General features: G+C 65.3%; 22 protein-coding genes and 1 riboswitch. Of the genes, 15 read left to right on the top strand and 7 right to left on the bottom strand.

The genetic code is table 11. From position 1 onward, the window contains the following. Nucleotides 1–33 precede the first annotated feature (33 nt). The 6 genes from LZ519_RS07160 to LZ519_RS07190 all read left to right on the top strand — a co-directional run bounded on the left by LZ519_RS07160 (nt 34) and on the right by LZ519_RS07190 (nt 6877). Nucleotides 34–1392, top strand: a complete 1359-nt coding sequence (locus tag LZ519_RS07160) for a hypothetical protein (protein WP_249868015.1) — start codon at nt 34–36, stop codon at nt 1390–1392. Further along, on the top strand, nt 1377–3326 hold the full coding sequence (locus tag LZ519_RS07165; RefSeq protein WP_249868016.1) for a tetratricopeptide repeat protein: 1950 nt from the start codon (nt 1377–1379) through the stop codon (nt 3324–3326). The genes LZ519_RS07160 and LZ519_RS07165 overlap by 16 nt, the downstream gene beginning before the upstream one ends. Before the next feature lie 31 nt (nt 3327–3357). Continuing rightward, nucleotides 3358–4494: a glycosyltransferase family 4 protein gene (locus LZ519_RS07170; RefSeq protein ID WP_249868017.1), complete on the top strand. Its 1137-nt coding sequence runs from the start codon at nt 3358–3360 to the stop codon at nt 4492–4494. Further along, complete coding sequence (locus LZ519_RS07175; RefSeq protein ID WP_249868018.1) at nt 4487–5266, top strand: hypothetical protein; 780 nt, start codon at nt 4487–4489, stop codon at nt 5264–5266. Before LZ519_RS07170 ends, LZ519_RS07175 begins: the two co-directional genes overlap by 8 nt. Before the next feature lie 156 nt (nt 5267–5422). Beyond that, a complete protein-coding gene (locus LZ519_RS07180; RefSeq protein ID WP_283937301.1) occupies nt 5423–6241 on the top strand; it encodes an outer membrane protein in 819 nt (272 codons plus the stop codon). A gap of 132 nt (nt 6242–6373) precedes the next feature. Then, nucleotides 6374–6877: an EF-hand domain-containing protein gene (locus LZ519_RS07190; RefSeq protein ID WP_249868019.1), complete on the top strand. Its 504-nt coding sequence runs from the start codon at nt 6374–6376 to the stop codon at nt 6875–6877. Between the two features lie 27 nt (nt 6878–6904). Here the strand turns inward: LZ519_RS07190 and LZ519_RS07195 are convergent, their stop codons facing one another. Next, on the bottom strand, nt 6905–8800 hold the full coding sequence (locus tag LZ519_RS07195; RefSeq protein WP_249868020.1) for a hypothetical protein: 1896 nt from the start codon (nt 8798–8800) through the stop codon (nt 6905–6907). A gap of 214 nt (nt 8801–9014) precedes the next feature. Further along, a riboswitch (TPP riboswitch) is annotated at nt 9015–9154 on the top strand. Here LZ519_RS07195 and thiC point away from each other — a divergent pair. Continuing rightward, nucleotides 9145–10992 (top strand): phosphomethylpyrimidine synthase ThiC, encoded by a 1848-nt coding sequence (gene thiC / locus LZ519_RS07200; RefSeq protein ID WP_249868021.1) that lies wholly within the window; start codon nt 9145–9147, stop codon nt 10990–10992. It overlaps the preceding riboswitch by 10 nt. A 19-nt stretch (nt 10993–11011) precedes the next feature. On the opposite strand, the gene LZ519_RS07205 is transcribed toward thiC, so the two are convergent. Continuing rightward, on the bottom strand, nt 11012–12412 hold the full coding sequence (locus tag LZ519_RS07205) for a serine hydrolase (RefSeq protein ID WP_249868022.1): 1401 nt from the start codon (nt 12410–12412) through the stop codon (nt 11012–11014). A 245-nt stretch (nt 12413–12657) separates the two neighbouring features. On the opposite strand from LZ519_RS07205, the gene LZ519_RS07210 reads away from it, so the two are divergent. After that, nucleotides 12658–12945, top strand: coding sequence for a hypothetical protein (locus LZ519_RS07210; RefSeq protein WP_249868023.1), 288 nt, complete (start codon nt 12658–12660; stop codon nt 12943–12945). A gap of 86 nt (nt 12946–13031) precedes the next feature. Here LZ519_RS07210 and LZ519_RS07215 read toward each other — a convergent pair whose 3' ends face one another. Further along, on the bottom strand, nt 13032–13784 hold the full coding sequence (locus LZ519_RS07215) for an SDR family NAD(P)-dependent oxidoreductase (RefSeq protein ID WP_249868024.1): 753 nt from the start codon (nt 13782–13784) through the stop codon (nt 13032–13034). A 515-nt stretch (nt 13785–14299) separates the two neighbouring features. On the opposite strand from LZ519_RS07215, the gene LZ519_RS07220 reads away from it, so the two are divergent. Beyond that, on the top strand, nt 14300–14779 hold the full coding sequence (locus LZ519_RS07220; RefSeq protein WP_249868025.1) for an Lrp/AsnC family transcriptional regulator: 480 nt from the start codon (nt 14300–14302) through the stop codon (nt 14777–14779). Here the strand turns inward: LZ519_RS07220 and aqpZ are convergent. Beyond that, nucleotides 14758–15537, bottom strand: a complete 780-nt coding sequence (gene aqpZ, locus LZ519_RS07225; RefSeq protein WP_249868026.1) for an aquaporin Z — start codon at nt 15535–15537, stop codon at nt 14758–14760. The genes LZ519_RS07220 and aqpZ overlap by 22 nt on opposite strands. Before the next feature lie 208 nt (nt 15538–15745). Here aqpZ and LZ519_RS07230 point away from each other — a divergent pair, with 208 nt between their 5' ends. From LZ519_RS07230 to LZ519_RS07250, 5 genes are all read left to right on the top strand, one after another. Continuing rightward, nucleotides 15746–16114 (top strand): hypothetical protein, encoded by a 369-nt coding sequence (locus LZ519_RS07230; RefSeq protein WP_249868027.1) that lies wholly within the window; start codon nt 15746–15748, stop codon nt 16112–16114. 92 nt (nt 16115–16206) lie between these two features. Further along, nucleotides 16207–17124, top strand: a complete 918-nt coding sequence (locus tag LZ519_RS07235; RefSeq protein WP_249868028.1) for an NADP-dependent oxidoreductase — start codon at nt 16207–16209, stop codon at nt 17122–17124. A gap of 82 nt (nt 17125–17206) precedes the next feature. Continuing rightward, complete coding sequence (locus LZ519_RS07240; RefSeq protein WP_249868029.1) at nt 17207–17578, top strand: BlaI/MecI/CopY family transcriptional regulator; 372 nt, start codon at nt 17207–17209, stop codon at nt 17576–17578. Further along, nucleotides 17575–19113: a M56 family metallopeptidase gene (locus LZ519_RS07245; RefSeq protein WP_249868030.1), complete on the top strand. Its 1539-nt coding sequence runs from the start codon at nt 17575–17577 to the stop codon at nt 19111–19113. Before LZ519_RS07240 ends, LZ519_RS07245 begins: the two co-directional genes overlap by 4 nt. Nucleotides 19114–19220: 107 nt before the next feature. Beyond that, the gene (locus tag LZ519_RS07250) at nt 19221–20294 is read left to right on the top strand and encodes a retroviral-like aspartic protease family protein (RefSeq protein ID WP_249868031.1); all 1074 of its coding nucleotides are present in this window, start codon (nt 19221–19223) and stop codon (nt 20292–20294) included. Between the two features lie 3 nt (nt 20295–20297). Here the strand turns inward: LZ519_RS07250 and LZ519_RS07255 are convergent, their stop codons facing one another. From LZ519_RS07255 to LZ519_RS11575, 3 genes are all read right to left on the bottom strand, one after another. Next, nucleotides 20298–20462, bottom strand: a complete 165-nt coding sequence (locus LZ519_RS07255; protein ID WP_249868032.1) for a hypothetical protein — start codon at nt 20460–20462, stop codon at nt 20298–20300. Between the two features lie 65 nt (nt 20463–20527). Then, nucleotides 20528–20974, bottom strand: a complete 447-nt coding sequence (locus LZ519_RS07260) for a YaiI/YqxD family protein (protein ID WP_249868033.1) — start codon at nt 20972–20974, stop codon at nt 20528–20530. A gap of 8 nt (nt 20975–20982) precedes the next feature. Next, complete coding sequence (locus LZ519_RS11575) at nt 20983–21111, bottom strand: hypothetical protein (RefSeq protein WP_283937302.1); 129 nt, start codon at nt 21109–21111, stop codon at nt 20983–20985. A 216-nt stretch (nt 21112–21327) separates the two neighbouring features. On the opposite strand from LZ519_RS11575, the gene LZ519_RS07265 reads away from it, so the two are divergent. Beyond that, on the top strand, nt 21328–22212 hold the full coding sequence (locus tag LZ519_RS07265; protein WP_249868034.1) for a hypothetical protein: 885 nt from the start codon (nt 21328–21330) through the stop codon (nt 22210–22212). The last annotated feature ends 54 nt before the right edge of the window (nt 22213–22266 follow it).

Here is a 22266-nt window from a genome sequence, read left to right on the forward strand (position 1 = left end):
GGGCAATAAAAACAGAGTGTTAAGGTAAATACGATGGACAATGAAGAGCGGATCAAGCGCTGGAGGCAGCAGCGGCAGTCACCGCAGCCCGCGCCGGCTCTGCCGGAAGACGAGGACTTCGCCGATCTCGACACCGTCGCCCTGAACCGGCCGGATCCGGGCGAACGCACCGGCTCTGCAACGCCCGGGGGGAGATCGCACGAGATTTCGCTTGAGGAGGCTCGGCTCGCCATCCGACAGAGACGTCGTGAGCGCTGGCGGCTGCTGACTCGCCGCCTTGCTTTCTATGTCGGCATCCCGCTCCTCGCGATCCTCGCTTACGTCGCGTTCATTGCGACTCCGCTTTACCAGGGCGAAGCGGTGTTCACCGTCCAGACGAGCCAGGAAGCCCCGCCCGCGGCAGCAGCAGGCGGTCTGATCGGGCTTGGAGTGAGCACGCCGGGAATCGCCGACGCATTCAAGGCGCGCGAATTCATTCTTTCGCGCTCGATGATGAATTATATGGAGCAGCGCTACGGCTTCATGAGCCACTTTGCGTCGCCGGCAATGGATCCGCTGGAACGCTATCGCAGCCCGCTCGGCCTCAATCGCGACCCGCTGACCTATTATCGCAAGCGCGTCCGTGTTGCGGTGGACACGCAGGAAGGCATGCTCCGGCTGTTCGTCCAGGCGCGCACTCCGCAAGACGCGCAGAAGTTCGGCGATGCCATTCTTGCCGCCTCGGAGAGGCACGTGAACGAATTCTCCGAGCGGATGACCGCGGACCAGATCAGCGCGCTCAGCCGCGACGTGCAGAATGCGGAGCGCGAGGTATCTGAGGCCCGGCGCGGGCTTGCGATCGTTCAGGCCCGCCGCGGCGACCTAAATCCGGAGCAAACCGCGGCGGCCATCTACCAGCTGATCAGCAGCCTGGAGCTCCAGCTTGCCGATGCCCAGCGCGAGCGCAACGCATTGCTTGACCAGGGGCTTACCAACAGCCCGCTGCTTCCGCGCCTGACGACCCGGGTCCAGGAACTTCAGTCGCAGATCAGCCAGCAACGTCAGCGACTAACCAACCCCGGCGGAGGCTCGGTCGCCCGGAGCGTCAACGAGTTCGAATCCGCCGCATCGCGCAAGGAGATCGCTCAAGCGCGTTATGACACCACGCTCAAGACGCTTCAGCAGGCCTATCTCAAGATCCTCGGCGAGCGCCGCTATTTCGTGATCATCGTCCAGATGGGCGTCGATACCTATGCGGCGGTGCGGGACATCATCACGATAAGCTGGCCCATTCTCCTCTTCCTTGCGCTGCTCTGGGCGATCGTCGCGATCGCCAGGCGAAGCTCGGCCGACCGGCGCTGGCTCGACAGCCTTCGCTTCGGCTGGACGGTGAGGCAATGGCGTCGGTCATAGAAACGAACAACGTCCGGGAGCTGTATGGACTGCTTCGCGAATCCGCGTGGCAGGACGCCCTCGCCTTTTATGAGGAGCAGCTTTCCGGGGACGAGCGGGAGGCGCCCGAGGCTCGCCTCGCCTACGCAATGGCGCTGGTCCGGGCAGGCCGTGAAACCCGCGGTATGAATCTGATGACCGCCGACGTGATTCGCCTTCCCAATGCGCGGACCGATCTCCGGCGCTTCGTCATCTCCCCGCTGGTCGCTGCCGGCATTCTGGAGCTTGCTGGCAAGCTCCTCGACCGGTTGATCGCCGCCGGCTCGGGGTCCATCGAGGACAGGCGCCTGCGCGCAAGCGTGCGCGGGCGTCTCAAGCAATGGCCAGGCGCGCTTGAAGATGCGCGAGCGGTTCTCGACGAGCGCCCCGACGATCCATCTGCGCAGCGCTCCTACATCCAGACGCTGCTTCGCGCGGGCCAGGTGGAGGAGGCCGGTGCCGAAGCCTCAAAGCTTCTCGATTGCGCAGCGGACGATCTGAAGCTGGCCAACATCGCGCTTCTCGCACTCACCCGAAGCGGCCGTACCGACCAGGCGGCGCAGCTGGCGCTTGAAATGGCGGAGGCCGACATCGAGGACGAGGCGATGGCCTCCGTCATCGTTCGAAGCTTGTTCGAGTCAGGCCGGCACGACGAAACGATCGAGGTCGGCGAGCGCCTGCTGGAGGAGGGCTGGGAACATGAGGTGCTGCGCTCGAGCGTCGCCCACGCCTACCTCCAGTCGCAGCGCGACGACCGGTACGACCGAGCCATCGAGCACCTGCGCGAGGGGCTCGAAGTCGCACCCGACGACGTGCGAATGAACATGGCGATGGGCGAGGCGCTTCTTCGAACGCGCAATTATTCGGCTGCAATCCCGCACCTGAAGGCCGCCTGCGACCTTCAGCCCAAAGGCGCCCACCAGCGCGCGCTCTACGCCAGGGCACTCAAGCAGGTCGGGCGCTATTCCGAGGCCGCCGATGAGTTTCGCACCTTGCTGAGCCTCCAGCCTTCTTCTCCGCGTTGGGCGCGCTACGCGGCGGGTGCGCTAAGCCAGGCGGGGCGACGAAAGGAAGCCGTCGAGCTCTTCGACCGGTTCGTCGGCGACCGGAAGGCGTCGCTTCCGAGGAACTTCGACAAGGGCCTCAAGGCACTGTGGGACAAGATCGACTCTGTGAGCCTTCCGCAAGCCCGCCTCGACTGGGCAAGGAGCCTCCGCAAAGGCCCCGAGATGGACCGGTCCGAGTGGGAACGCCGCGCCAAGTGGGGCCACCTTGCCGACCATTACATGCTCGACTGGCTCGAATGCCGTGATGACCGCATCCCCGACGTCATGCTTCGACTGGCGGACCTCAGCGACGCCGAGCGCGTGCTCGGAGGAATCGACCGGAGCGGTGGAATGATCCTCGCCTCCGCGCATATCGGCCCGATGTATGCCGGGCCCCTGGCGCTTGAGCTTCTCGGAGTTCGCTCGCGCTGGCTTGCATCGACTCCTAGCGTCGCCCGGACGGCTTATGCCGGCTCGCTCATCTCCACGAGCGAGCAGGACGACCTCAGCGTCGGCAAGGCGTTCATGCGCTCTCTCCGGCAGGGCTATTCGGTGGTGATCGCCATCGACGGAGCGATCAACTTGGCCGCACCGCGAATCCCGTTTGAGGACCAGGAGATCACCTATTCGAGCTTCGCTGCCCGGACGGCTTATTCGATGGGCGTGCCGTCCGTCTTCGCCGCTCCACGGTGGGAGGGGGAGAGGATCGGCTTCGTCATCCGCCAGCTTCCCGATCCGGAGCCCGGCGAGAGCATCGAGGAGCATGCGGAGCGTTGGAAAGCCGCCTACCTCGCCGAACTCCGCGAATTCCTTGGCGGCGAGCCCGAAAACCTCCGCTTAAGCGGCGGCCTCTGGCGCCACGTCCGCTAGCGCGGAGGCGCCGGCGGCTCGAACGACGCAGATGACCAGGATTCTCGTCCTAACCCGGTCTTACCCAGCCGCCGGGGACCTCTACAAATATCCCTTCGTTCACCGGCGCGTGGTCGCTTATTCGGCCGCCGGCCACGATGTTCGCGTGTTCCGCCCGGGCGAGAACGGACAGCCCATGTCGCATGAGTTCGATTCCGTCACCTGCTGGACTGGCAACCCGGCCGCGCTCCAGGCTTTCGTCGAGGATTGGAGGCCGGACGTCGTCGCAGCGCATGGCTTCAGCGAGGGCCTGTGGGACCTGCTGGAGCCGCTCTCCCCATCCATACCCATCCGCGCATGGCTCCACGGATCGGAGATCCCCGATTTCATGCGACAGAAGGCGCTGGTTGCTCCCGCGAGCGAAAGAGCCAAGGCACTGGAGCAGCTCAAGGCGCGATGCGCCTTCTGGAACAGGCTGCTGGGCGACTTCCCCTCGCGCCTGAAGCTCGTCTTCGTTTCGAAGACCTCGATAGAGCTCGCGCGCACGGATTGGGGCGGGAAGCTCACGCCAGACCATTATTCGGTCGTCCCCAACCCGATCGACACCGACCTGTTCGCCTATCGAGCCAAGAGCGCCGAGGACCGCTTCAACGTCCTCCTGATCAGGCCATTCGATTCGCAAACCTATGCGAACGACCTGGCGGTTGACGCCATCCTGAAGCTGGCAGGGCGACCCGATGCGGAGAAGCTTCGCTTCACGATCATCGGCGACGGCCCCTTGTTCGACGAGACGGTCGGACCGCTTGCCGGCCTTCCCAACGTCAGCGTCTCGCGGCGCTTCCTCACACAGGAGGAAATCGCGGACGAGCACGGCCGCCACGGGCTTTTCCTGGTGCCGACGCGGCTGGATACTCAGGGCGTCTCGCGCGACGAGGCGATGGCCTCGGGGCTGGTGCCAGTGACCAACGCCATTCCCGCCGTCCTCGAGTTCGCCGACGAAAGCTGCGCCGCCCTCGCCCCGCCGGGCGACAGCGACGCCTTGGCGCAGGCGATGCTGGAGATGGTCCGGAAGCCGGGCTTGTTCCTCGAACGTTCGAAAGCCGCTGCCGAGCGCATCCGAAGCGAGCGAAGCAGCGCCGTCATTATTCCACGCGAGCTCGAGCTTCTCGAGGAGGCGGCACATGGCTGACGCCCAGATCGGATCGCCGCCCGCGCTGCCTGACTTCTACATCGCCGCCATCGGCCGGTCGGGAAGCACGATGCTGTGCAACTGGCTCTCGACGCCGCCCGATCACATCGTTTTCAACGAGCCGTCCTTCCTTCGGCCGATGAACACCCGGCTTCTACAGATCCAGTTGCGCAGTCTTGGAACCCCTGTTCCCGAGGACGATTGGACCGAGCGCGCCGAAGCTCCGCTCGACCGTTTCCGGCGGCTGATGGGCCCGAGGCTGGCCGGCCGCCGCTGGGCCGCCAAGGAAGTGCTCTGCGAGCAGCATTTCGCGATGACCCGCGCCTTCTCGCCTCAGCGAGTCATCGTCACTGTGCGCAACATCGCCGATGTCGCACTGAGCCTGTTCGAGAAGCACCGGCTTCAGGACAATCTCGACCGCTTCAGCGACGACTGGGTGGTCGATTATTGCCTTCGGGAGAGCGCCGGAATCCTAGACTACCTGGACTTTCTCGAAGCCGAGGAAACTCCCGTCCGGATCGCTCGCTACGAAGAGTTCGCCGGGTCGGCTGACGAGCGCTCGGAACTTGCCCGCTTCGTGGGCTGGCCCGGCGGCGGCGACGTCGCAGCGAATTTGGAGGATTTCGACCGCGGTTTCGAGAGAGAGAGGCACATGGAGGGCGGACCGTGGAGTGCCGACCATCGCTCGCTTTCCGAAGAATGCGTCCGGCTGGCGGCGGAGGTGGCAGAGCGATGCTCTGCCTATCAGCGGCGTTTCGGCTATCGCGGCTAATGCTGGCCTGAGACGGACCGGACCTGTTTCACATTGACGCAGATTGTTGCGTCTAGGCCACAAATTTCATCAATTCGCATCGGCATCGCTGTCATTGGGAAACTTCCGGCAAGCGAATGTGTTGCACGTTCATTCTAGTAAGCGAAAGGGCGACTCATGAGATTCTACCTTCTGGCGGCCGTGGCGGCTGCCGCGATCGCGGCGCCTGCAGCAGCGCAGACGGGCCCCTATGTCGGCGCCGATCTGGGCGCGCTGATGGTCCAGGACGACAATGTCAATTACCAGGGCTTCCAGGGCGACCTCGACACCACGGTCGACATTGACCACAAGCTCGGCATCGATGCCGACATCGTTGCCGGTTACGACTTCGGCATGTTCCGCCTGGAAGGCGAACTTGGGTACAAGCGCGCGAAGATCGACACCGACGTGTTCGTTCCGAACGCTCACTTCGCCGACGAGTTCGGTCCCTTCCTCGACAACAACGGCGGTCACGCCCGCACCGTGTCCGCGATGGTCAACGGCCTGGTCGATTTCCCGATCGGTGGGAACTTCAGCGCCTTTGCCGGGGCCGGTGCAGGCTATGCTCGCACCAACTACCAGCTCAACGCGCTTCACTTCGAAGGAACCGACGGCAATTTCGCCTGGCAGATCCTTGCGGGCGTTCGTGCCGCGATCACTCCCAACCTCGATCTTGGCCTGAAGTATCGCTACTTCGACACCAAGTATAACGTCGAGGAAGGGCCGGTTGAGGAGGTCCTCGGCCATTGGAGGTCGCACAGCCTCCTGGCGAGCCTGACCTATAACTTCGGCGCAGCGGCTCCGCCGCCTCCGCCTCCGCCTCCGCCGGCGCCGCCGCCTCCGCCGCCCCCTGCGACCCAGACCTGCCCGGACGGAACGGTGATCCTGGCGACCGACACCTGCCCGGTGCCGCCGCCTCCGCCGCCGCCGCCGCCGCCGGCTCCAGAGCGCGGCTAAGCGCCAGCCAGCATTGGCAAAAGGGACGGCCCGGGATTTCCCGGGCCGTTTCCTTTTCAGCTTGCAGTCAGCTAATCCCCGGTACGGGCCGCGTCTGAAGCCGTGACCTCATTACTCGCAGGAGAACCGCCCGTGACCCGATTCCTTTCCGCTGCCGCGCTCGCCGCGCTCGCCTTGGCCGCAAGCCCGGCGGCCGCCCAGACCAAGCCGGCACCGGCCGCGCAGGCTCCGCAGCAACAGACTCGCGCCGACTTCGCCAAGAACGTCGATGCCGCCTTCGCCGTCGCCGACGCCAATCATGACGGTTTCGTCACCCGCAACGAGATCGAGTCGATGCAGACCAAGGAGCTGCAGTCGCTGAAAGCGGCGCAGCAGCAGCGCCTGCAGGAGGAGTTCAAGAAGCTCGACACCGACAAGAATGGATCGATCAGCCTCGCCGAGTTCAGCGCCGTCGCCCGCCCGCTTCCGCCGGTCCAGCCGGACGCGCCGATCACCCAGCTCGACACGAACAAGGACGGCAAGATCGGCCGCGACGAATATCGCGCCCCGAAACTCGCCAGCTTCGACAAGGCCGACGCCAACCATGACGGGACGCTGACCGTCCAGGAACTGCAGGCGGCAGCTCCCCGCAAGTAGAACGGTTCGCCGCCGCCTGGCCCTTGCTCAGAACTCCCCGGCGATTCCGACCCTTACGCCGTTGTTCTTGTTTCCGGCGTAAGACAAGCCGACGCCGATCGCCATCGGCGTTCCTGTGTTCAGCCGATACTTGAACTCGGCGCCGACCGCATATTCGCCGCGGAACTGAGCGCCGTTGACGACATAGCTGACTCGGCCCGGCTCCGACGGCATCGGCGCTGAACCGATGGCGATCGCCGAGGCGATGCCCTGCTTCATGTCTCTCCGGTCCCCCTTCCGAAGGTCGAAGAGGGTACCAATGTCGGATTGAAGCACGCCAAAATCGGCATTGATGGCAGCGATTGCCGCCGTGTTGGCCGCAATTTGCGTCGTGTGCGTCGCCACGGTCGTGTTGAGCGTCGAAATCTGCGTCGTGTGAGTCGCGATGGCGGTCGTGTTTGTGGCGATCTGCGTCGTGTGAGTCGCGATGGTCGCGGTGTTGGTGGCGATCTGGGTCGTGTTTGCGGCGACCGCCTGGTTCGTCGCATTGAGCTGCGAACCATTGACCGCGTCGGTCGACGTCGCGTTGACGGCGCCCGCCGCCACGTTGACGACCTGCCGTTCCCCGCCGACCGTTCCGACCGAGACCGTATTCGCCTCGTTAGCAACCGAGCCGGCGCCGATCGCGACGCTGTTCTGCGCGGTCGCGTCGGCATTCCAGCCCACGGCCGTCGCATTCTGGGCATTGGCGGTGGCGAGCGCCCCAACGGCCGTGGATTCATCGGCGGTTGCGTCCGCACCAAAACCGAGTGCTGTCGAATCTTCGCCGGTCGCGTCGGTCTGGTTGCCCAGCGCGGTCGAGCGCGGGCCGGTGGCATTGGCATCCGCGCCGAGAGCGGAGGACTGGCCCCCGGTTGCATCGGCGCCGTTGCCGATCGCAACCGAGCCGTTCCCCGTTGCGGTGTTGTTCGAGCCGATCGCAACCGCGCCGACGCCGGTTGCGGTGTTCGTATCTCCGACCGCAACCGCGCCATCGCCAGTCGCAACATTGTCGGCGCCGACCGCTACTGCCCCGTTACCGGTGGCTGTGTTCGGATCGCCGATCGCGACCGCGCCAGCGCCATTTGCGATCTGGCCGGTTCCTATGGCGACGGCGCCAGCCGACTGGACGTCATTGCCAGTGCCGATGATGATGCTGTTGTCGAAGTCGGCTTCGGCGGCCAGGCCGATCGCAATCGCGCTTGCGCCGCTCGCAGAGCTCACATCGCCGATCGCAACCGAGCTCGCGCCGCTTGCAATCGTCCCAAACCCGACTGCGATGCTGTCAAAGGCGCTCGCGGACGAGAATTGGCCCAGTGCGGTCCCGCCTTCGCCGGAAGCGGATGCACCGACTCCGAATGAGCTTGCGCCGACTCCGGACGCTTCCGAGTTAGCGCCGACCGCGGTGCCGGCGTCTTCTGTGACCCGGGAGCCGCTTCCGATCGCAGTCGCGTTATCGACGCCCTGAATGTTTATATCGTCTGGAGTGTTGATGGTCAGCACCCCAACCCCGGCTTGATCGCCGACGGCGACACTGCCGGAGCCGACGGCAAAGGAGTAGGATCCGAGTGCCGTAGTCCCGGTCGTTGCAGATGGAGAATAATCGAGAGTGGGCGTTTGGATAGTGACTGCGGTCGGGACAGTTATTGCCAATGCATCCGCGCCAACAGCAGTCGCGTCCCCGACTAGCACGGCGCCGCTTGCCCTTGCATCGACTCCGACAGCCGTGGAATTGTCGGTGAAGGCGCTTGCCGCGCCACATTTCAGCGTATCAGTCCCGAACAACGGCGGCGCCTGGGGCACCCCGTTGATGTCGCAGGCGCTCTGGGCCTGAGCCGGACCCGACGAAACTGCCAGCGTCAATGCAAGTGCAGTCCCAGCGAACAAGATGGTGATGCGTGCCATTGTGAGTCTCCCTGTTCGGCCGGTCGAAATGACCAACCGGTTCGGAGCTCGACTCCCACGTCCGCACACCGCGCACATGCTGACCCCTCCCGGCCGGGAAAGGCCGAGCAGCCGTTGGCAGTTTTACCCTATTTTGTAACGCTCTACCAACGATTGCCAATCTGCGACGCCGACTTCGATCAGCGCTGGCCTCTTGTCGGAAGCAGTCCTATTGCAGTGGTTCCCGGGGAGCCTGCACTTGCCGAGATGTTTCAAAGGCAAGCGACAAAAACGGGCTGAGAGTCGGCGTCCGGCCGAGACCCGCTGAACCTGATGCCGTTAGCGCGGCCGTAGGGAGAGAGAAGATGGGCGATGCCCCCGCAAGAACCGAACTTAAAGTCACCACCGGCCCGATCCGCGGATCACGGAAAATCCGCATCGGAGAGCTCGCGGTCGCCATGCGAGCGGTCGATCTCGAGCCCTCGAGCGGCGAGCCGCCGGTAACGCTCTACGACACCAGCGGTCCCTACACCGACCCAGATGCCCGCATCGACATCATGGCCGGCCTCCCCGAGCTCCGCGCCAAGTGGATCCGCGGCCGAGGCGACGTCGAGGAAGTCGACCAGCGCGAGATACGCCCGGAGGACAACGGCCAGCTGGGCCCCGACCGCAGCGGCGGGGTCGCGCCCTTCCCCAAGGTCCGCAAGCGCGTGCTGCGCGCCCGCGCCGGCTGCAACGTCACGCAGATGCACTACGCCCGGCGCGGCATCGTCACTCCGGAGATGGAATATGTGGCCATCCGCGAGAACCTTGGCCGCGAAGCCGCGGCGGAAGCGCTGATCCGCGACGGCCAGGACTTCGGCGCCTCGATCCCCGACCACGTCACCCCGGAGTTCGTCCGCGACGAGGTCGCCCGCGGCCGCGCCATCATCCCCAACAACATCAACCACCCCGAGACAGAGCCGATGGCGATCGGCCGCAACTTCCTGGTCAAGATCAACGCCAATATCGGCAACAGCGCCGTCGCCTCGGACGTCGCCTCCGAAGTCGACAAGATGGTATGGGCGATCCGCTGGGGCGCCGACACGGTCATGGACCTGTCGACCGGCCGCAACATCCACGACACGCGCGAATGGATCGTCCGCAACTCGCCGGTCCCGATCGGCACCGTCCCCATCTACCAGGCGCTGGAGAAGGTCGGCGGCGTCGCGGAGGACCTGACTTGGGAGATTTTCGCCGACACTCTGATCGAGCAGGCCGAGCAGGGCGTGGACTATTTCACCATCCACGCCGGCGTCCGCCTCCCCTACGTGCCGATGACCGCGAAGCGGGTCACCGGCATCGTCAGCCGCGGCGGATCGATCATGGCCAAATGGTGCCTCGCGCACCACAAGGAGAGCTTCCTCTACGAACGCTTCGACGAGATCTGCGAGATCATGAAGGCCTATGACGTCGCTTTCTCATTGGGCGACGGCCTACGCCCCGGCTCCATCGCCGACGCAAACGACGAGGCGCAATTCGCCGAGCTCTACACATTGGGCGAGCTGACGAAGAAAGCCTGGGCGCACGATTGCCAGGTGATGATCGAGGGCCCCGGCCACGTGCCAATGCACAAGATCAAGGAGAATATGGACAAGCAGCTGGCCGCGTGCGGCGAGGCGCCCTTCTATACGCTGGGCCCGCTCGTGACCGACGTCGCGCCCGGCTACGACCATATCACCAGCGGCATCGGCGCGGCGATGATCGGCTGGTTCGGGACGGCGATGCTTTGCTACGTCACGCCGAAGGAGCATCTCGGCCTCCCCGACCGCGACGACGTGAAGGTCGGGGTCGTCACCTACAAGCTCGCCGCCCACGCGGCCGACCTGGCGAAAGGCCACCCGGCCGCCAAGCAATGGGACGACGCGCTGTCGAAGGCCCGCTTCGAGTTCCGCTGGCGCGACCAGTTCAACCTGTCACTCGATCCCGAAACCGCCGAGCAATATCACGACCAGACGCTCCCGGCCGAAGGCGCCAAGACCGCCCACTTCTGCTCGATGTGCGGCCCGAAGTTCTGCTCGATGAAGATTACCCAGGAGGTGCGGGATTTCGCCGCAAAGCAGAATGCGCCGCTGGAGGACTCACTAGCTGTCCAGGAAGCGGAAGCGGGGATGGCCGAGATGAGCAAGCGCTTCCACGATGAGGGCGGCGAACTCTACGTGCCCGCGGAGTAACCCCGCCCCAGCGTCCCCCTCACATCCGCGGGAGCGGATAGACATTCTTGTCGAGGGGGAAGGTGATGTCGACGCGAATCACCTTGCCCGACGGATCGCGCACGAACACGAGCGTTCGGTCATCGGCCTTCATGAAGAAGCGGTCGGGCGCTTCCTGGGTCATCTCGAACGGCTGGTAGACGGTCTGCCACCACAGTTTGCCATTCTGAATGAACACCTTGGCGGGGACCCCGTCCGACCGCCGGTACGATCCCACGACGTCCGCCCAGGCGGCCGGATCGGGCGCCATCTGGTGCCGGGCGACCTGGGTCAGCGAGCGCCACTTCGCCACATTCGCGGCTGCCTTCTCGGCGCAGGGCAGCGCCGGGTCGACGAAGTTCACCAGCACCGCGCAGGCCATCACATGGCCTTCGATCGGGTCGATCCCGTTGCCGGCATTCACCGAATGACCGTTCGCGATCGCGACGAACACCAGCTCCCGGTCCGGCACCATCATCATCACCGCCGAATAGGCGTTGGGATAATAGCCATAGTGATAGATGATCCGGTGGCCGCCATAATCCTCGACGAACCAGCCATAAGCGTAGGGCGACCTTTCGCCCTTGGCGAGAACCGGCGCGGTCCACATCCGGGCCAGGGTCTCGGGCTTCAGCAGCCGCCCGCTCATCACCGCGTCGGCAAAGCGTGCATAATCGCTCGCCGTGCTGACGACATTGGCGGCCGCATTGGGCTCGGGATCGACCGGGAAAGTCTCGACGATCTCGGTTCCGGCGTAGACGTTATGCGGTTTCGCCAGCCGCGCCATGATGCTCTCGTAATGAGCGACCCGGTCGGGGCTCAGGCCCTTGGCGAACTTGGGATCCTTCAATGACCCCGGCGAGGTCTGCTTGAGCCCGAGCGGCTCGATGATGCGTGAGCTGAACGCCTGTCCCAGCTCCTCGCCGGCCACACCCCGGATGACGGTGTCGAGAGTCCCATAGGGATTGCCGTTGTAGGAATAGGCCGAGCCCGGCGGATCGCTTTCCGAGCGCATGCTAAGCACATGGCCGACGGTGATCCGCGGGTCCTTGTAGCTCGGATCGTAGCGCTGCATCGGCGTGTCTAGGTTTAGCTTCCCGGCCTCGACCAGCTGCATCAGCACCACCGCGGTCATCGGCTTGGTCAGCGAGGCGATGTTGAACACCGTGTCGGCCGTCGCGGGGATGCGCTTGTTGTAGTCGGCCCAGCCTCGCGCACCGGCCCAGACGATGCGGCCATGCTCCATCATCGCCATGGAAACCCCGGGCAGCGCGAGCTCGCGCGATTCCTTGTCGAGCATGGTGTCGAGTGCGGCGTAGCGCGGCGCCTGCATCGGCGCGTGCGCGCAGCCCCAGGCGGCAATCGCGAGCAATGGCACGCACAGCGAGCGAGCGAGGGTCATCGCGACAATCTATTGCGCATGACGCATATCGCCAATTCTCTCGCGGCCGGATCGGATTTCCAGGAGGCCGGCGGAAGAGCGACTAGGCTGGTTTAGGCAATGACCAGCGCAACGCGGACCCATTCGACTTGAGTCGCGCCCTGGCATTCAGCTCCCGCCTCTCCTCGACGTCGCGAAGGACCTCGGCCCCTCCACGCGCCCCCGCGCGTTTGCGCTCCATTCCCTCCCCTCACCGAAGGATTCCCATGGCTCGCCCGAACCCTGCCGCCGACTGGTCTCGCCTGATGTTCGACGCCTCGCGCCTGTGGGCCGACGCCTCGATGGTCATCGCCCTGCGCTCCTGGAAGATGATGGCGGGCGGCCCTGCCGCCGCGCGCGAGCTCGAACGGAGCGTGAGCGAAAAGGTCGAAGCCGGCGCGGAGCTTGCCGGGGCGCTGTCGGGCGGCCGCTTCGCCAGCCCCGAAGCCGCGACCCGAAAGGCGATGAGTGTCTACGGACGCAAGGTGAGGGCCAACCGCAAGCGCCTGAGCTAAATCGCACCCGGGCACGAACACAAAGCGTCCGCCCTCGGTCGAAAGCGGACGCTGCCGGTTAGAGCTGTGAACCTGCGCTATGCCGGTTACTGGGCGGTGTATCCGCCGTCGACCAGATGGTAGCTGCCGGTCACGAACGACGCCTTGTCGGACGCCAGGAACAATGCCAGCTCCGCCACCTCCTCCGGACGGCCAAGCCGGCCGATCGGGTGCAAGTCCACCAGTCCGTCATAGACCTGCTTGTCGAGGGCGTTCAGGAGCGGCGTGTCGATATAGCCGGGACCGATGGCGTTCACTCGCACGCCGTCCTTGGAATATTCGAGCGCGGCCGTTTTCGTGAGGCCGACGACCCCATGCTTTGCGGCGTTATAGCCCGCGGAATCGCGGCCTCCGACCGAACCCAGGATCGAGGCGATGTTGACGATCGAGCCTCCGCCCGAGCGAAGCATCGCCGGGATCTGGTACTTCATCCCGTAGAAGACGCCGCTCAGGTTGACGGCGATCACCTTGTCCCAGCCCTCGAGGCTGTAGTCGGCAGTGGGTGCGAGATCGCCGGTGATTCCGGCATTGTTCACCGCGACGTCGAGCTGGCCGAACTTGTCGAGCGCGAACGCGACCGATTTCTCGACCGACTTGGGGTCGCCGACGTCCTGCTGGACCGCGACCGCGGTGCCGCCGTCCTTTTCGATTCCCGAGGCGACCTTGCTCGCGGCCTTCTCGTTGATGTCGGCAACGACGACGGTCGCGCCTTCCTGTGCCATCCGGCGGGCGATAGCTTCGCCGATTCCGGATCCGGCGCCGGTCACCATTGCGACCTTGTTTTCAAGCAATGTCGTCATTTTCCTTTTCCTTCTGGTTTGCGTGAATGGGTGAGGGACGGCGGGCGAGCCGCCCCTCCGAGAGAGCGAGTCCCGGGCGATTGGTCAGCAGGGCCGATCGGTACGGCCCGGCATTGTGATCGCCGGCGGGTCACTCGCTGGGAATGTGTCGTCGAGCGCGTCATCGAGCATCGCCTCACGTCGCTCAGCGCACGGAGACAGTCTTTGGTCTCCCTGTTGCATCAAATTCTTCTGTTCGCGTTGGCAGCTCCGGCCGCCTGGGCCGGAACCGGCGCTCACCCCGCGAGGATGTGCGCGCCGATCAGGATGGCCGGCAGGGCGATGATCAGGATTGCTCCGAACAGGCCCACTTCGAGCTTTTCAGTCATGGTCATTGCGTTCATTGGGTGCCTCCAATTCCTTGTTTTCTTTGCCATCCTCCTTCCGAGGACTTGCCATTGTTATAGTTGGGAGCGCGCCGCAGGTGGCATCGAAGGTCTTGACCGGAACCGCAGAGTCTGCGGTCTTGGGCGGCAATGACCGCAGCTCCGAAGCTTGACCGGATCGACCGCAAGATCCTGGCGGCGCTCCAGGAGGACGCCCGCCTGACCAACCAGGCGCTATCGGAGCGGGTCGCGCTATCGCCCAGCGCCTGCCTGGCGCGCGTTCGCGGGCTGGAGCGCACGGGCGTGATCCAGGGATATCATGCGCGCCTCGACCCGTTCACCCTCGACATCGGGCTGGTGCTCTACGCCGACATCACGCTCGACGGGCACACGCCTGCGGAGCTGGCACGGTTCGAGGAGGCGATCGCCGCCTTGCCGCAGGTGGTCGAGGCCTCCCACGTGACCGGTTCCTTCGATTACATCCTGAAGGTCGTCGTCGCCGACATGCCGGAATGGACCCGGATCGCCGAAGGGCTCGCGAGCGCGGACCTCGGCGTCGAGCGGATCAACACGCACGTCGTGATGCGAAAACCCAAATTCTTCGTCGGCTACCCGATCGCAGGATCGTAGCGCCGCTTATCTGGCTCCCGCGGCAGCCGTTGTGGCACGGGCTCGACACCTTCGATGTCAGGCCTTTGCGCCGACCGTTCGAACAGCCCGCGATACAGCCCACCGCCGAGGACCCCGCCGATCAATGGCGCGACCCAGAAGAGCCACAATTGCTGAAGGGCGAGGCCGCCCAGAAGCAGAGCAGGCCCAGTGCTCCGCGCCGGATTCACGGACGTGTTGGTGACCGGGATGCTGACGAGGTGGATCAGAGTCAGGGCTAGCCCGATCGCGATCGGCGCGAAGCCCGCGGGCGCCCGCCCGTCGGTCGCGCCCAGGATGACAAGAAGGAATCCGGCCGTCAGGATGATTTCGCACACCAGCGCTGCAGCGAGAGAATATCCGCCGGGGGATCCGTCGCCGTAGCCGTTCTGCGCGAGCCCGTTCGCGGCCAGGTCGTAATCGGCCGCCCCTTGGGCGATGAACAGCAAAGCAATGGCCGCAAGGAACGCTCCGGCGACTTGGGCCACCCAATAGGGAATGACCTCCCGCGCGGGGAAGCGGCCGCCCGCCCACAGGCCCAGGGTCACTGCCGGATTGAAATGCGCGCCCGAGATATGGCCCACCGCATAGGCCATGGTGAGCACGGTAAGGCCGAAGGCGAGAGCGACGCCCACAAAGCCGATCCCCACGTCAGGGAATCCGGCGGCGAGCACCGCGCTGCCGCACCCTCCGAACACCAGCCAGAAGGTCCCGATCAGTTCCGCCGCGAGCTTTCTCATCGCCCGGCTCCCGCTGGAATTGGACACGGGCGGCAGTACGCCTGCCGTGAAGCGGGGCCATCGGGTCAAATCCGGAGCGGCCGACTTTCGCTGGCCTCTCCGTCCCTTATGGGGCAATCCCCGATAGGAAGCCGCCGCGATCCGCCACAAGCTCGGGCGCAGCATCCTCGATGTCCGCCACGCCAACCGACCAACCGGAGTAACCAAGATGAAGCTCACCCGCCTGGCGATCGCTGCCTCGCTGCTGATGACGGGCGGCGCCGCCGCGGCACAAAGCGCCACCGACGCAGGATGCCTTCTCGTCAGCAACGCTTTTGCCCAGAACGCCAAGGACGCCGCGGCCCAGAAGGCGGCGCTTGCGGCTTCCTATTTCTATCTCGGGAGGGTCGGCGCCCAGGCGACTGCGGCCCAGCTCCGCGCGCTCTTCGAGAGCCAGGCGAAGACGATCACCGAAGCGACCGCCGGCGACATGATGAATGCCTGCGTCAAGGAAATCCAGGCGAAGACCCAGTTGGTCGAAAGCCTTTCCCCGCCCGCTCCACCGGCGCAGCAGAAACCCAAGCCGCAAGGCAGGTAGCCCGCGCTCCCGCCCGCCGGCATTGCCAATCCGCTTTGAAGGTTGGACCAGAGCCGTCCAATCATATTGTGCAGTCAAAGGAGACTGACGGGGTGAAGGCAATCACTGTGACGGACCAGGCCGCGGGGACGGCGGGGATGACGCTGGCGGATCAGCCGGAGCCGCAGCCGGCGATCAACGATGTACTCGTCGAAATCCACGCGTCCGGGTTCGTCAACACCGAGCTGAGCTGGCCGTCGACCTGGACGGACCGCCTAGACCGTGACCGGACTCCGACGATCCCCGGCCACGAGCTCGCCGGCGTCGTCACCGCGCTCGGCTATGGCACGACCGGCCTTTCCGTCGGACAACGGGTGTTCGGACTCACCGACTGGTATCGCGACGGCACGTTGGCGGAATATGCGGCGGTCGAGGCGCGCAACCTCGCGCCTTTGCCCGACGACATCGACTTCACGGTGGGCGCCAGCCTGCCGATTTCCGGCCTGACCGCCTGGCAGGGGCTGTTCGATCATGGCCGCCTGCAAAAGGGACAGCGGGTCATGGCCCACGGAGCGGCCGGCGCAGTCGGGGCGATGGTCACGCAGCTTGCCCATGAATTCGGCGCCCATGTGATCGGGACAGGCCGCGAACGGGACCGTCAGAAGGCGCTGGACCTCGGTGCGAACGAGTTCGTCGATCTCGACAATCAGGCGCTGGAGGACATTGGCGGAGTCGACCTGGTGTTCGACCTCATCGGCGGCGAGATCGGCAAAAGGTCCGCACGGTTGGTCCGCTCCGGAGGTGCGGTGGTGTCGGTCGTCGGACCGGTGGAGGAGCCCCCGGCCGATGGCCGCGCCATCGACTTCGTCGTCGAGGCCGACCGGGCCCAGCTGCGCGAGATCGTCCAACGCGTGCGCGACGGGCGGCTCCGGACCAACGTCGGCACCGTCGCGACGCTCGACGACGCCGTCGCCGCGTTCAATTCCACCGAGCGCCGACCCGGAAAGACGATCATTCGAGTCCGTCCCTGAGAGGCGTCCATTCGCTTCATTTTTACCGTTTACAAATGTAATCGGTTAAGATTACAACTGTAATCGCAACATGGAGTCGGCGATGGAAATGCGCCTTAGCGACGCGGAATTGTGCGTGATGGAAGTGCTCTGGTCGGCCGGCCAGCCGCTCACTTCCAATGAGGTCGCAGAGCGCGTGCCCGCCGACCGCGCCTGGTCGTTCGCGACGGTCAAGAGCCTCCTTTCCCGCCTGCTGGCGAAAAAAGCGGTGGAGCCGGCCAAGGACGGCCGGCGCTTCCTCTATTCGCCCGCGGTCGAGCGCGAGCCCTATGTCGCCGCGGAATCGCGGCGCTTCGTGACGCGGCTGTTCGGCGGCAGATTGTCGCCTTTGTTCGCTCGCCTTGCCCAGGACGAGGCCCTCGATGACGCCGACTTGGCCGAGATCGAGGCAATGATCAGGGAGCTTCGCAAATGATCGACTGGCTCACCGATACGCTGCTCGCGACCACGCTGCTGATGACGCTCGTGCTTGTCGTCCGCGAACCCGTGCGCAGGCATTTCGGCCCGGCCGCCGCCTACGGGCTTTGGCTGGTCCCCGTGCTTCGGCTGCTGATGCCGCCGCTGACCCGGACGGTCGAGCGCACTACGGCGCCCCTGTCCGTCGCCCCAGTTCATTCCACGCAAGTCGCGCCCGCGGCCGACGCGGGCGTCATTGCACAGCTCGGCGGCTGGGAGACGCTGGCACTGTCGGCGTGGCTGGCGGGCGTCGCGATCATGCTCGTCGGCGGAATCCTCATCTACCGCTGGCAGCGGCGCGAAGTCCTGCGCGACAGCGTCCAGATCGCGCGCCTGGGCCGGATTCGGATCGTCCGCAGCCCGACCGTGAATGGACCGATGGCTTTCGGAATCCTTGACCAGGTGATCGCGGTGCCGATCGATTTCGACGATCGCTTCCAGCCCGACGAGCGCCGCCTGGCGTTCGATCACGAACTTTCCCACCACCGCTCCGGCGACCTCATCGTCAGCCACTTCGCGTTCGCATTGCTCTGCCTGCAGTGGTTCAACCCGCTCGCCTGGCTGTCCCACGCGGCCTTCCGATTCGACCAGGAAGCGGCCTGCGACGCCCGGGTGCTCGACAAATCGAGTTTAGGCAATCGAGCGACCTACGCGCAAGCGATCGCGAAGGCGGCTTCCGGACGGGCTCTGCTGTTCGCGGGCGCCCTCGACCGCCCACGCACCCTCAACAGGAGATTGGCATCCATGCTCACCACGCCAAGCACGGGCCGCCGCCTCGCCGGCCGGGCCCTCATCGCAGCGGCCGCTGCTGCGGCGCTTCCGCTGACCGCCACCCAGGCAACCGAATATGTCGATATTCCGTCTCCGCAAATGGCACCTTCGAGGGCTGCCGCCGCGGCAACTCTCGTCACCGCTTCGGCCGCGACGGTTCAGGCGAGTGCCGCGTCCCAGCCCACGGGCGTTGCGGGCAGCGAGCTTTCCTATCCAGATCTCGGCGGCGTCAGGCTCGGCACGAACGACGTCGCCTTCATGGCAGACGACACCGTGCTGATCGGCGGCAAGCGGAAGACCGTGGAACAGCTCAATTCGTCCGAACGGGCGCGGCTGCGGCACGCGATCGCAAGCTCGCAACAGGACCTGGTCCGCGACCGCGAACGCCTGCCCACAGAATTGGCGGAAGCCAAACGCGAAGCGGATCGTGCCCGGAACGGCGAACTGAGGCGCGAACACATGCGGGATATCGAACAAATGCGCCGAGACCTGGCGGAGCTGGACTCGCGCGCCGCCGAGCTTCGGGCTGAGGGTGAGGACCCTGCGAAGGAAAAGGCGCAGCTCCTGCGCGACCTCCGCGAGGCCGAAGCCGAGGACATCGCCGCGGAAGAACGCGAGGCGATCGAGGAGGCCGATCCGGCCAGGAGGACGGCCGAGATTCGTACCGAAGAGCAACAGATGCAGCGGCTGCTGGCCAGGCTGGATCGGCTCGAGCGGCGGTAACTCTCCGAGCGCGCCGGTCGAACCCTCCCGCCGCCGCGTCGACGATTGCTCGCCGCTCACCCGCGGTTCACGATAAGGAGCCTAATCGCCAGTCTCGGAGAGCCTGAATGTCGACGGGTCGAAGCGCTGTGACCGCTGCCTTCGCCCTGGCGCTTGCCCCCGTTACCGGCGACGCTGCGAGTGCAGCCGACCCTCCGAAGATCGGCAAGCCGAGGCCCGCTCCGCCCGCTGTCCCGGGCAGCGTCTACCTCCCGCCCGCGCAGCTCGACCCGACGCTTGCCGTCGGCGGGCAGGACGTGAAAGCGAAGAAGATCGAAACGCGGCTGAGCGTCGACGTTCATGTCAACGGCACGGGCCCCTACAAATTCATCGTCGACAGCGGAGCCGACACGTCCGTCATAGGCCTTCGAATCGCCAAGTCCCTCGAGCTTCCGCTGGGCACTCCCGCCACGCTCAACGGGATGACATCGCGAAACATCGTGGACCGGGTGAAGGTGGCCGAGCTGGTGCTGGGGCCGACCAGCGTCAGGAACCTTGAGCTTCCGGCACTCCGAGAGGTCGATGTCGGCGGAGACGGGATCATCGGCATCGACGCGCTCGTCCAGAAGCGGCTGATGATGGATTTCGAAAAGAAGCTGATCAAGGTCGAGGATGCCCGGATTCCGGAAAAACGCATGCCGGGGGACATCGTTGTCATCGCCAGGCGCCAGCGCGGCCAGCTGATCCTTACGCACGTGCTTGCTGCCGGCCTGCCGCTCGACGCGGTGATCGACACCGGAACGGAGATCACGATCGGAAACCTCGCCCTTCGCGACAAGCTGATCCGCGGCAACCGCGAGAAGTTCGTGACCGTGCCGGTGATCGGAGTGACTGGGGAAACCATGAACATGCAGGTCGCGCGGATCGCCGAGCTCAAGCTGGGGCCCATCACGATCAGCGACGTTCCGATGGCCTTCGCCGACGTGCCTCCGTTCAAGCTGTTCGGGCTTTCCGATCAGCCGGCGCTGCTCCTGGGCAGCGACATCCTGGAATCGTTCCGGCGAATCTCGCTCGACTTCAAGGCGCGCAAGGTCCGTTTCCAGCTTCGTCGATGCAATAGCGAGGGCGTGATCATCAGCACCCAGCCCGAGAATTTCTCGCGGCTGTCGTCGAACGGCGCCTACGAGGTGTGCGGGCGCTAGCGCCTAGCCGACGAACTGCTTCTTGAGGTCCGCCTTGATGGACGGGCCGCCGAGATGTGCGTCGACGTTCGAATAGCCTTCCTGGCGGAGCGTCTTGCGGATTTGGTCGATGTCGGACGACTCGCGCGCAAGCTGGAAGGCGCGTTCGATGATGTTCTGGGTTTGCATGGCGAATCCTGGATGTTTCGTTCCCGTCATGAACGGGCGAAAGCCATTTCCGTTCCTTCGAGCGGTCACTTTCCCAGCCGAACGAGGGCCTCATCCAGGGCCTGGAGGAACCGCGACCTGTCTGCCTTGGAGAAGGGCGCCGGGCCGCCGGTGATTCCGTCCGCCCCGACGCGAAGGTCGGCCATGATCGCCCGCGTCGCGATCGCGGAGCCGATGCTTGCAGAGGTGAACGGCTTGCCATTGTGGCCGATGACCGCCGAGCCCTTCTTCAAGCAGCGGTCCGCAAGCAATATGTCGCCGGTGATCACAACCGTCCGCTCGTCCGCTTGCTCGGCGATCCAGTCGTCTGCGGCGTCGAATGCATCCGACACCACAACCCGCTCGACCAGCGGATGATCGGGCACTCGGATACGCTGGTTGCTGACGACCGTCACCGGCACCTCGCGGCGCCACGCGACCTTGTATACCTCCTCCTTCACCGGGCAGGCGTCGGCGTCGACCAGGATCTTCAATGTCCCGCCTAGTCGTTCTTCATATTCTCCAGGCCGCGGACTGCGCCCTTCTGAGACGGCTGCGAAGCGTTCGTCTTCACCTTCGCCTTCTTGGGTTTGCGCGCTTCCTTGTTCGACCGTTGCTGACCCTTGGCCATGACTGCTCTCCTCCGGCGGCGCGAATGTGCGCCACGAGCCGTCATCATAGCCGTTTGGGATCGCCGCTCCTACTGCGTCAAACGCGTGGCCGGTGCCGCTCGTCGAACAGCGCTTGTCCGGCCCCGTTTTTCAGCGGATGCTTGGAAATTGCTCATGACGCTCACCACGCCAGCGGCGAGGTTTCGCCGGCCGAGTTTGGGCCGAGGAGAGACAGTATGATGCGTATGAGGCTATTCACGTCGCTCGTGGTCGCCGCCGTTGCGGGAGGCACCGCCGCCGCACAGGACGCCGATCCGCGCAGCGACCAGGCGATCGTCGTCACTGGCCAGAAGGACACCCCCAAGGCCATCTCCGACTTCGTGAAGTCGCTGACTCCCGTGGATTCCAACGGCCAGTTGAGCCGCTTCGAGCATTCGGTGTGCCCCGTCGCCTACGGGCTTGCAAAGCCGCAGGCCGAGGCGGTCGAGCAAAGGATCCGCGACGTCGCCAAGAGCGTCGGGATCGTCGTCGCCAGCAAGGGCTGCGCACCCAACGTCGTCGTCGCCGCGACCGCCGACAAGACCCGCTTCATCGAGGCGCTTCGCCGCGACCGCGGCGACTATTTCGGCGACATGCCGACCCGCAAGGTGAAGGCGATGGAGCGCTCGCCCGAGCCGGCCGCCGCCTGGCAGGTCGGAGGCCCGCCGATGAGCGCCGACGGCCGCGAGCTCTACTGGGATCCGCAGTTCAACACATGGCGCAACTCCACCATCGAAGGATCGTCGCGGCTGACGGTCCCCGTGCATCCGCAATTCGGAGCGGCGATGGTGGTCGTCGAGAAGCGGGCGCTGGTCGGGCTGACCACCACGCAGCTCGGCGATTATGCGGCGATTCGGGCCCTGACCGGCGCGGACCCGGCCCGGCTTACCAATTCAGGAGCGCCGACCATCCTCCACGTGCTCCAGGTGCCGATCGGCGGAGTGGCGCCGATCACCATGACCAAGTGGGATTATGCGTTCCTCAAGGGCTATTACGATTCCAGGCGCAACCTCACGGCCAGCCGCCAGCGCTCCGCAATCGGCGAAACCATCGAGCAGCAAGTGGTCCCGAAACCACAATGATCGGGAAATGCCGGGCGTGGCGCGGACGGGCGCAACTATTTGAGCGGCCTGTCG

The sequence above is a fragment of the Sphingomonas anseongensis genome (assembly GCF_023516495.1).
Classification (GTDB): domain Bacteria; phylum Pseudomonadota; class Alphaproteobacteria; order Sphingomonadales; family Sphingomonadaceae; genus Sphingomicrobium; species Sphingomicrobium anseongensis.

Bases quoted from the DNA above. Each gene is read 5' to 3' on its own strand.
- LZ519_RS07265 (WP_249868034.1), top strand. From the start codon at position 21,328: ATGATGCGTATGAGGCTATTCACGTCGCTCGTGGTCGCCGCCGTTGCG.
- LZ519_RS07170 (WP_249868017.1), top strand. From the start codon at position 3,358: ATGACCAGGATTCTCGTCCTAACCCGGTCTTACCCAGCCGCCGGGGAC.
- LZ519_RS07230 (WP_249868027.1), top strand. From the start codon at position 15,746: ATGAAGCTCACCCGCCTGGCGATCGCTGCCTCGCTGCTGATGACGGGC.
- LZ519_RS07175 (WP_249868018.1), top strand. From the start codon at position 4,487: ATGGCTGACGCCCAGATCGGATCGCCGCCCGCGCTGCCTGACTTCTAC.
- LZ519_RS07180 (WP_283937301.1), top strand. From the start codon at position 5,423: ATGAGATTCTACCTTCTGGCGGCCGTGGCGGCTGCCGCGATCGCGGCG.
- LZ519_RS07250 (WP_249868031.1), top strand. From the start codon at position 19,221: ATGTCGACGGGTCGAAGCGCTGTGACCGCTGCCTTCGCCCTGGCGCTT.
- LZ519_RS07195 (WP_249868020.1), bottom strand. From the start codon at position 8,800: ATGGCACGCATCACCATCTTGTTCGCTGGGACTGCACTTGCATTGACG.
- LZ519_RS07220 (WP_249868025.1), top strand. From the start codon at position 14,300: ATGACCGCAGCTCCGAAGCTTGACCGGATCGACCGCAAGATCCTGGCG.
- LZ519_RS07255 (WP_249868032.1), bottom strand. From the start codon at position 20,462: ATGCAAACCCAGAACATCATCGAACGCGCCTTCCAGCTTGCGCGCGAG.
- thiC (WP_249868021.1), top strand. From the start codon at position 9,145: ATGGGCGATGCCCCCGCAAGAACCGAACTTAAAGTCACCACCGGCCCG.
- LZ519_RS07160 (WP_249868015.1), top strand. From the start codon at position 34: ATGGACAATGAAGAGCGGATCAAGCGCTGGAGGCAGCAGCGGCAGTCA.
- LZ519_RS11575 (WP_283937302.1), bottom strand. From the start codon at position 21,111: ATGGCCAAGGGTCAGCAACGGTCGAACAAGGAAGCGCGCAAACCCAAG.
- LZ519_RS07205 (WP_249868022.1), bottom strand. From the start codon at position 12,412: ATGACCCTCGCTCGCTCGCTGTGCGTGCCATTGCTCGCGATTGCCGCC.
- LZ519_RS07215 (WP_249868024.1), bottom strand. From the start codon at position 13,784: ATGACGACATTGCTTGAAAACAAGGTCGCAATGGTGACCGGCGCCGGA.
- LZ519_RS07165 (WP_249868016.1), top strand. From the start codon at position 1,377: ATGGCGTCGGTCATAGAAACGAACAACGTCCGGGAGCTGTATGGACTG.
- LZ519_RS07210 (WP_249868023.1), top strand. From the start codon at position 12,658: ATGGCTCGCCCGAACCCTGCCGCCGACTGGTCTCGCCTGATGTTCGAC.
- LZ519_RS07245 (WP_249868030.1), top strand. From the start codon at position 17,575: ATGATCGACTGGCTCACCGATACGCTGCTCGCGACCACGCTGCTGATG.
- LZ519_RS07240 (WP_249868029.1), top strand. From the start codon at position 17,207: ATGGAAATGCGCCTTAGCGACGCGGAATTGTGCGTGATGGAAGTGCTC.
- aqpZ (WP_249868026.1), bottom strand. From the start codon at position 15,537: ATGAGAAAGCTCGCGGCGGAACTGATCGGGACCTTCTGGCTGGTGTTC.